The 665-nt window shown below is 38.0% G+C and carries 1 protein-coding gene; it reads right to left on the bottom strand.

Translation table 11 applies throughout. The features are described 5' to 3' along the window. On the bottom strand, positions 1-665 hold a 665-nt coding region (locus FUA24_RS01145), incomplete at both ends, for a malic enzyme-like NAD(P)-binding protein (RefSeq protein ID WP_317131916.1).

Here is a 665-nt window from a genome sequence, read left to right as displayed (position 1 = left end):
ATAAGCAACATTAACTTGCTCTGGTACTGGTTCTTTTGCTAATCTTGCCAACGCTTTAACCGCTGCCATTTTCATTTCTTCGTTTATGGCAGTTGCTCTAACATCTAGGGCGCCTCTAAAAATAAACGGAAACCCTAAAACATTATTTACTTGGTTAGGATGATCACTACGGCCTGTAGCCATAATAATATCATCACGGGTAGCTATAGCTAAATCGTATTTAATTTCAGGGTCTGGGTTTGCCATGGCAAAAACTATAGGGTCTTTAGCCATAGATAATAACATGTTTGGTGTTACAATGTTTGCCATTGAAAGACCAATAAACACATCGGCATCTTGCATTGCTTCATCAAGCGTGTCAATTTTTCTGTGGGTGGCAAATTCAGCTTTTTCAGGTGTTAAATTATCTCTATCATCTCTAATAACGCCTTTACTATCAAGCATTACCATGTTTTCTTTTTTAGCACCACAGGCTTGATATAACCTTGAACATGAAATGGCTGCTGCACCTGCTCCACTGATAACTATTTTAGCGTCTTCAATGTTTCTTTCGGTAAGTTCAATTGCGTTTAATAATGCTGCCGCAGAAATAATAGCAGTACCATGCTGGTCGTCATGCATTACAGGTATATCTAATTCTTCTTTTAAACGGCGTTCAATTTCAA

The organism is Seonamhaeicola marinus (assembly GCF_008085455.1).
This window is presented reverse-complemented; position numbering and strand designations above follow the sequence as displayed.